Source organism: Coleofasciculus sp. FACHB-712, assembly GCF_014695635.1.
Lineage (GTDB): Bacteria > Cyanobacteriota > Cyanobacteriia > Cyanobacteriales > FACHB-T130 > FACHB-T130.
Map to the genome: position 1 here is coordinate 1 of NZ_JACJOQ010000146.1, position 6,582 is coordinate 6,582.

The 6,582-nt window shown below is 48.6% G+C and carries 9 protein-coding genes; all 9 read left to right on the forward strand.

All coding sequences use genetic code 11. From position 1 onward, the window contains the following. Positions 1-106: 106 nt before the first annotated feature. Positions 107-490: a 30S ribosomal protein S13 gene (rpsM, locus tag H6F50_RS03810; protein WP_190411879.1), complete on the forward strand. Its 384-nt coding sequence runs from the start codon at positions 107-109 to the stop codon at positions 488-490. Between the two features lie 117 nt (positions 491-607). Beyond that, positions 608-1,003, forward strand: coding sequence for a 30S ribosomal protein S11 (gene rpsK / locus H6F50_RS03815; RefSeq protein WP_190411878.1), 396 nt, complete (start codon positions 608-610; stop codon positions 1,001-1,003). Positions 1,004-1,138: 135 nt separating this feature from the next. Then, entirely contained in the window at positions 1,139-2,107 is a 969-nt protein-coding gene (locus H6F50_RS03820) for a DNA-directed RNA polymerase subunit alpha (protein ID WP_190411877.1), read from the forward strand. Positions 2,108-2,214: 107 nt separating this feature from the next. Further along, positions 2,215-2,565 (forward strand): 50S ribosomal protein L17, encoded by a 351-nt coding sequence (gene rplQ, locus H6F50_RS03825; RefSeq protein ID WP_190411876.1) that lies wholly within the window; start codon positions 2,215-2,217, stop codon positions 2,563-2,565. Between the two features lie 58 nt (positions 2,566-2,623). Further along, positions 2,624-3,472, forward strand: coding sequence for a tRNA pseudouridine(38-40) synthase TruA (gene truA / locus H6F50_RS03830; protein WP_190426498.1), 849 nt, complete (start codon positions 2,624-2,626; stop codon positions 3,470-3,472). A gap of 101 nt (positions 3,473-3,573) precedes the next feature. Beyond that, entirely contained in the window at positions 3,574-4,029 is a 456-nt protein-coding gene (gene rplM, locus H6F50_RS03835) for a 50S ribosomal protein L13 (RefSeq protein WP_190411874.1), read from the forward strand. After that, positions 4,029-4,442: a 30S ribosomal protein S9 gene (gene rpsI / locus H6F50_RS03840; RefSeq protein ID WP_190426501.1), complete on the forward strand. Its 414-nt coding sequence runs from the start codon at positions 4,029-4,031 to the stop codon at positions 4,440-4,442. Before rplM ends, rpsI begins: the two co-directional genes overlap by 1 nt. Before the next feature lie 113 nt (positions 4,443-4,555). After that, a complete protein-coding gene (gene rpmE / locus H6F50_RS03845; protein ID WP_190426504.1) occupies positions 4,556-4,810 on the forward strand; it encodes a 50S ribosomal protein L31 in 255 nt (84 codons plus the stop codon). A 93-nt stretch (positions 4,811-4,903) separates the two neighbouring features. Further along, positions 4,904-6,016 (forward strand): peptide chain release factor 1, encoded by a 1,113-nt coding sequence (gene prfA, locus H6F50_RS03850; RefSeq protein ID WP_190426507.1) that lies wholly within the window; start codon positions 4,904-4,906, stop codon positions 6,014-6,016. Positions 6,017-6,582 lie beyond the last annotated feature (566 nt).

Genomic DNA, 6,582 nt, shown 5'->3' on the forward strand with positions numbered 1-6,582 from the left:
ATGGTGATTTGTTCTAACCCAAAACACAAGCAACGCCAAGGTTAACTCAACCCGATCCTCAGGACAAGTTTATAGCACTAAAAGCAAGACTAGGGAGACAACAAGCGTGGCACGGATTGCTGGGGTAGACCTTCCTCGCGATAAACGCGTAGAAATTGGTCTGACTTACATTTATGGAATTGGACTCTCGCGCTCCAAAGAAATTTTGGCAGCATCCAAAGTTAATCCAGACACAAGAGTAAAAGACTTAAGTGATTCCGACGTTGCTGCTCTGCGCGAAGCAGTGGAAAGCAACTATCAAATTGAAGGGGATCTCAGACGCTGGGAGGCGATGAACATCAAGCGCCTGATTGACATTGGCACCTACCGGGGTCGGCGTCATCGAATGGGCTTGCCAGTTCGGGGTCAACGAACCCGTACAAATGCGCGAACCCGTCGCGGCAGACGTCTCACAGTCGCAGGTAAGAGAAAGGCACCAGGGCCGAAATAACCTTCTTGTGCTAGCTGAAAAGCTAAAAGCAAAGGCTTGGATTTCGGTCGTTTGCTAAAAGCAAAATTGACCAACCAATTCAGCCAACCCATTATAACTACTGTCAACTAGATCCACATGGCGCGACAACCAACAAAAAAAACAGGTCCAAAAAAACAAAAACGCAACGTACCTAATGGCGTAGCTTTCATTCAGTCTACTTTTAACAACACGATTGTCACGATTTCTGACACGAATGGAGACGTCCTCTCCTGGGCTTCAGCTGGCTCAAGTGGCTTTAAAGGAGCGAAAAAAGGAACTCCTTTTGCAGCGCAAACCGCAGCTGAAAGCGCGGCTCGCCGAGCGACCGATCAGGGGATGCGTCAGATTGAAGTCATGGTTAGCGGTCCAGGAGCTGGTCGAGAAACCGCGATTCGAGCGCTGCAAGGGGCGGGGCTAGAAATTACCTTAATTCGAGATGTGACGCCAATCCCCCACAATGGCTGCCGTCCGCCCAAGCGACGTCGAGTCTAGAATTGCTTTGACAGCGATCGCTGTCAAAGCAATTCGTAATTAGCAGCAAGTGGCAAACAGCTAACTGCTAAATTGGCATTGAGACAGTAGGGGCAATGCTAGGGAAGAGCTTCTAGCGTTCTTTCCAGGGGTTTTATGAAGAAGGGAGGTCACTCCGTGGCGCAGTTTCAAATTGAGTGTGTAGAGTCCAAAACTGAGAATAATCGGAGCCAATATAGCAAATTTGTCCTGGAGCCTCTAGAACGGGGTCAAGGTACCACCGTCGGCAATGCGCTGAGGCGGGTTCTACTGTCTAATTTAGAAGGGACAGCCGTGACAGCTGTTCGGATTGCTGGGGTTAATCATGAGTTTGCCACAGTTGAGGGAGTTCGGGAGGATGTCCTAGAAATTCTGCTGAACATGAAGGACATTGTACTCAAAAGTCACTCCTCCCATCCCCAAATTGCTCGATTAACTGTCACAGGCCCAGCAACGGTGACAGCCGGACGATTTGATTTACCCTCTGAAGTTGAGGTGGTCGATCCTAATCAATACGTTGCTACCCTAGCAGACGACGCTAGGTTGGAAATGGAATTCCGCATCGAACGAGGAAAGGGATATCGCGCCGTAGACCGGGGACGAGATGACACTGCTGCTTTGGACTTCCTCCAGATTGACGCTGTGTTTATGCCCGTGCATAAAGTTAACTACAGCATTGAAGATGCCCGGATTGACGGTTCTCTGGAAAGAGACCGACTAATCCTTGAAATCTGGACGAATGGCAGCCTCAGTCCCCAAGAGGCACTTTCTCAAGCGGCAAGTATTCTGGTGGATTTGTTCAATCCCCTGAAAGATATCACCCTCGATCCGATGACGGTAGACTATGCCGATGATGAAGATCCTACTAGCCAGATCCCAATCGAAGAATTGCAGCTTTCGGTGAGGGCATACAACTGTCTCAAGCGAGCGCAAATTAACTCTGTAGCTGACTTGCTGGATTACAGCCAAGAGGATCTACTAGAGATTAAAAACTTTGGTCAAAAGTCGGCAGAAGAAGTCATCGAAGCCTTACAGCGGCGACTAGGAATTACCCTGCCTCACGAAAAGGCTGCGAAAACAACTTGAAGTAAAGAGTAATGGTAATAGGTAGAATTAATTACCGATTACCCATTACTTCTTCACCGAGTACCCATTAGCAGTTACCAATTCCCAATTAGCAATTCAAAATCGTTATGCGTCACTGTCGTCGTATTCCAAAACTAGGTAAGCCTGCCGACCAGCGTCGAGCGCTGTTAAGGGCGCTGACAACCGAATTAATCCGTCAGGGCCGAATCACAACCACAAAGACGCGTGCTAAGGCGCTGCGCCCGGAAGTGGAAAAAATGATTACTCTGGCAAAGGACGGCTCTCTGGCAGCCCGCAGGCAAGCCATGGGCTACATTTATGACAAACAGTTGGTTCATGCCCTGTTTGAGCAAGCCGCTAGCCGTTACGGCGAACGCAACGGGGGATACACCCGTATCCTGCGAACTGTGCCACGTCGGGGTGATAATGCTGAAATGGCAATTATCGAGCTGGTTTAACGTGAGGACTGAGGACTGAGAGAATTCAAAACTCACTACTCACTACTCAAAGCTCATCATGTTACAAGCCATGCCATTATCAACCCAGCGAGTTGCCCTGGTAATCCAATACCTGGGCACTCATTTTCATGGCTGGCAGCGACAACCTAATGGGCGCACCGTGCAGGAAGAGATTGAAACAGTTCTGTCTAAGGTGCAGGAACGACCTGTTACTCTACACGGTGCGGGGCGCACTGATAGCGGTGTGCATGCAGCAGCACAAGTGGCACACTTTGAGGCTACGGGTCCCATTCCGCCTGATAAATGGGCTGCGATTCTTAATTCTCATCTGCCCGATGATATTCTGATTCGAGCCTCAGCGGCTGTAGGTTCAAATTGGCACGCTCGGTTTTCTGCGAGCTGGCGTCGGTATCGATACACGCTCTATACAGATCCCAAGCCAAACTTGTTTGTGCAGCCCTTCAGTTGGCATTATTATTATGCACCGCTAGATGAATCTCTCATCCAGGCAGCTTTAACCCCTTTGGTAGGTAGCCATCATTTGGCTGCTTTTCACAGGGCAAATTCGGCGCGATCGCATTCCTGGGTGGATGTGCAGGCGGCAGAGTGCTACCGAGACGGCTCATTTATTCATATTGAGATTCAAGCCAACGGATTTTTGTATGGCATGGTGCGGCTGCTGGTGGGATTACTGGTGCAGGTAGGAAAGGGAGAGCGATCGCCAGAAAGTTTTACCGAGTTGTGGGTAAACCAGCGTCGTCACGAAGTAAAGTACTCTGCGCCCGCTAAAGGCTTGTGCCTGTTGCGAGTTGGCTACCCAGAGTTTCCCTTTCCCCCGGAAGTCTGGTTTGACACCCAGCCTAAGTTGGTCTTGCCGACTGTCACCGCCGAATATTGCCTAAGTTGAAAGCTTGAAGATGAGAAGGTTGAAGGTTACAAGGTTCTTCAACATTCAAAGCTCCAACTTACCAACTTTTGACTCACCCCTTGAAGCGTATAAAAAGAACCATGAACAAAACCCCCATCCCATCTCAAGATTCCATCGAACGCAATTGGTACGTCGTTGATGCCGCAGAGCAGCGGCTGGGTCGTCTGGCGAGTGAAATTGCCATGATTCTCAGAGGCAAAAACAAGCCTACCTTTACTCCCCATCTGGATACCGGCGATTTCGTGATCGTCGTCAATGCTGAAAAAGTGGTAGTCACCGGAAAAAAACGCACTCAAAAGCTCTACCGGAAACATTCTGGACGTCCGGGCGGAATGAAGACGGAAACCTTTGCTAAGCTACAGGGCCGTATCCCAGAGCGGATTATCGAACACGCCGTACGCGGGATGTTGCCCAAGAGTTCTCTAGGGAAACAACTGTTCACCAAGCTGAAAGTTTATCCGGGGCCATCCCATCCCCATGAATCTCAACAGCCCCAGGAACTCAAAATTCAAACAATTCCAGGAGGAGAAAATTAATGCAAGCAGTAGAACAAAGTGGTCGAGTCGTTTATTGGGGAACTGGTCGCCGGAAGTCTTCCGTAGCAAGGGTTCGCCTGGTACCGGGAAGCGGTCAGATGATTGTCAACGATCGACCGGGCGACAATTACTTCAATTACCAACCGGCTTATTTGTCAGCGGCAAAAGCCCCTCTGGAAACGCTGGGTCTGGAAAATGAGTATGACATTCTGGTGAAAGCCCACGGTGGTGGATTAACGGGGCAAGCTGATTCGATTCGTTTGGGAGTAGCGAGAGCCTTGTGCCAACTCGACCCGGACAATCGCCAACCGCTGAAAAGCGAAGGCTACTTAACCCGCGATCCCAGAGCGAAAGAGCGGAAGAAATACGGCTTGCACAAAGCCCGGAAGGCTCCGCAGTACTCGAAGCGATAAAAAAGCGATCGCATTTGAGTTGGTTATCGATGGTAGGTGCGAGGTCTGCCTCGCACTCGCTGATGCTGGAAAGCTAGAATTATATAGGGACATTACCCAGTCGAGGAGTAATCATGGCAAGACAAGGAATTCATCCAGAGTGGTATCCAGAAGCAAAAGTTTACTGCAACGGAGAAGTGGTAATGACCGTTGGCTCAACACAGCCAGAACTTCACGTTGATGTTTGGTCGGGGAACCACCCCTTTTACACTGGAACCCAGAAAATTATTGACACCGAAGGTCGGGTAGAGCGCTTCATGCGGAAATATGGAATGTTGGAAACTACCCAACCCCAAGGTGATGGTTCGGGTTCCCAAGGCAAAAAGTAGCGGGTCGGCTTGCTCGTAGCGCGACCCGCCTGTTGGGTCGAAGTTATTGATGATAAGCTTTCCTGCTGTTTTTGTGGAGCGATCGCATTTCCTATGGCTGAAACATACCTGCTGGAAAAATTAAATTCCGTTGAGCAAACCTTTAATGAGTTAACTCGCCGACTGGCAGATCCAGATACCGCCTCCAATCCAGATGAGTATCAACGGGTGGCAAAAGCTCGTTCCTCATTGGAGGACGTTGTTAATACCTATGAAAGCTGGAAAACCACTCAGCAAAACTTGGTAGGAGCAAAACTGGTACAGAAGGAATCTGCCAGCGATCCTGAGTTGCAGGAAATGGCAGCCTTGGAAGTGGAAGAACTGGAAAGCAAGCTTGAGCATTTGGAAACACGCCTCAAGATTTTACTTTTGCCCCGCGATCCCAATGATGACAAAAACATCATGTTGGAAATTCGCGCGGGTACAGGTGGAGATGAGGCGAGTATCTGGGCTGGAGATTTGGTGCGGATGTACTCGTACTATGCCCAAACTCAAAACTGGAAGATTAAGTTACTCAGCGAGTCGCGGGCAGAGTCGGGTGGTTTTAAAGAAGCCATTTTGGAAATCCAAGGCGACAACGTTTACAGCCAACTGAAATTTGAAGCAGGCGTCCATCGGGTACAACGAGTGCCAGTGACGGAAGCTGGAGGGCGGGTTCACACCTCAACGGCCACAGTGGCAGTGATGCCAGAGGTGGATGATGTAGAGATACACATTGACCCGAAGGATATTGAAATGAGTACAGCTCGCTCTGGCGGTGCTGGCGGTCAAAATGTGAACAAGGTAGAAACTGCTGCCGACTTGTTCCACAAGCCGACGGGGATTCGGATTTTCTGTACGGAAGAGCGATCGCAGTTGCAAAACAAAGAACGCGCGATGCAAATCCTCCGTGCCAAGCTTTACGAAATGAAGCTGCGCGAACAGCAGGAAGCTGTGACCTCCATGCGGCGTTCTCAGGTAGGTACTGGCTCCCGTTCGGAAAAAATTCGTACTTACAATTACAAAGATAACCGCGTCACCGACCATCGCCTGGGTCAGAATTACAGCCTTAACCCAGTTCTGCAAGGCGACCTAGAACATATTATTCAGGCTTGTATTTCTCAAGATCAGCAAGAACGCTTGGCAGAATTAGCCGCTTCCACTACCAACGCTGAGTCGCTTAATTAAGATGAGCGCTAAATGTATCGACAGACGCGATTAATCGCGTTTTTGCCATCCTGAACCCAGCCGACGTATAAACGGCTGGGTTTTTATTTTTTCCAAATCATCTCTAGTAAATTGCCCATAATCAGGGAAACTCAGCCTGCCAGCGAATGCTGGAGAATTAACAAACCTGCTCTTAGACGAGATCGCTTCAACATCAGCGGTTTTGCCTCCTATATCACTATCCGCAGGCTGAAATTCTGGCAAAATTAGCTAAGGAACGGTTATACCCTGCTGTGTTGCTCGAAAATTGGAATAGCGATCGCCCTTACCTAAAAAAGAGCTAACTTTTCCTCTATCTATGTGGATTGGAAGGGAGACTAGGATAAATCAAACTGTCCAAATGCCTTTTTTTCTTGTATTTTATTCTTATTAGAGAGATATCAATAATTCCTCATGTATTATTAATAACACTATTAAGTCAAGGTTCTCTAACTCTATGTTTAAGTAAATCAATGTAAAAATAGACTCTTGTAAATTCCTTAAAAAAACCGTTCTAAAGGCTTGTATAAATAGCGTTGACCAGAGGT

What these genes read in the sequence shown, in the direction of transcription:
- rpmE (WP_190426504.1), top strand. Translation starts at nt 4,556, where the DNA reads ATGGCAAGACAAGGAATTCATCCAGAGTGGTATCCAGAAGCAAAAGTT.
- truA (WP_190426498.1), top strand. Translation starts at nt 2,624, where the DNA reads ATGTTACAAGCCATGCCATTATCAACCCAGCGAGTTGCCCTGGTAATC.
- H6F50_RS03820 (WP_190411877.1), top strand. Translation starts at nt 1,139, where the DNA reads ATGAAGAAGGGAGGTCACTCCGTGGCGCAGTTTCAAATTGAGTGTGTA.
- rplQ (WP_190411876.1), top strand. Translation starts at nt 2,215, where the DNA reads ATGCGTCACTGTCGTCGTATTCCAAAACTAGGTAAGCCTGCCGACCAG.
- rpsI (WP_190426501.1), top strand. Translation starts at nt 4,029, where the DNA reads ATGCAAGCAGTAGAACAAAGTGGTCGAGTCGTTTATTGGGGAACTGGT.
- rpsK (WP_190411878.1), top strand. Translation starts at nt 608, where the DNA reads ATGGCGCGACAACCAACAAAAAAAACAGGTCCAAAAAAACAAAAACGC.
- prfA (WP_190426507.1), top strand. Translation starts at nt 4,904, where the DNA reads ATGGCTGAAACATACCTGCTGGAAAAATTAAATTCCGTTGAGCAAACC.
- rplM (WP_190411874.1), top strand. Translation starts at nt 3,574, where the DNA reads ATGAACAAAACCCCCATCCCATCTCAAGATTCCATCGAACGCAATTGG.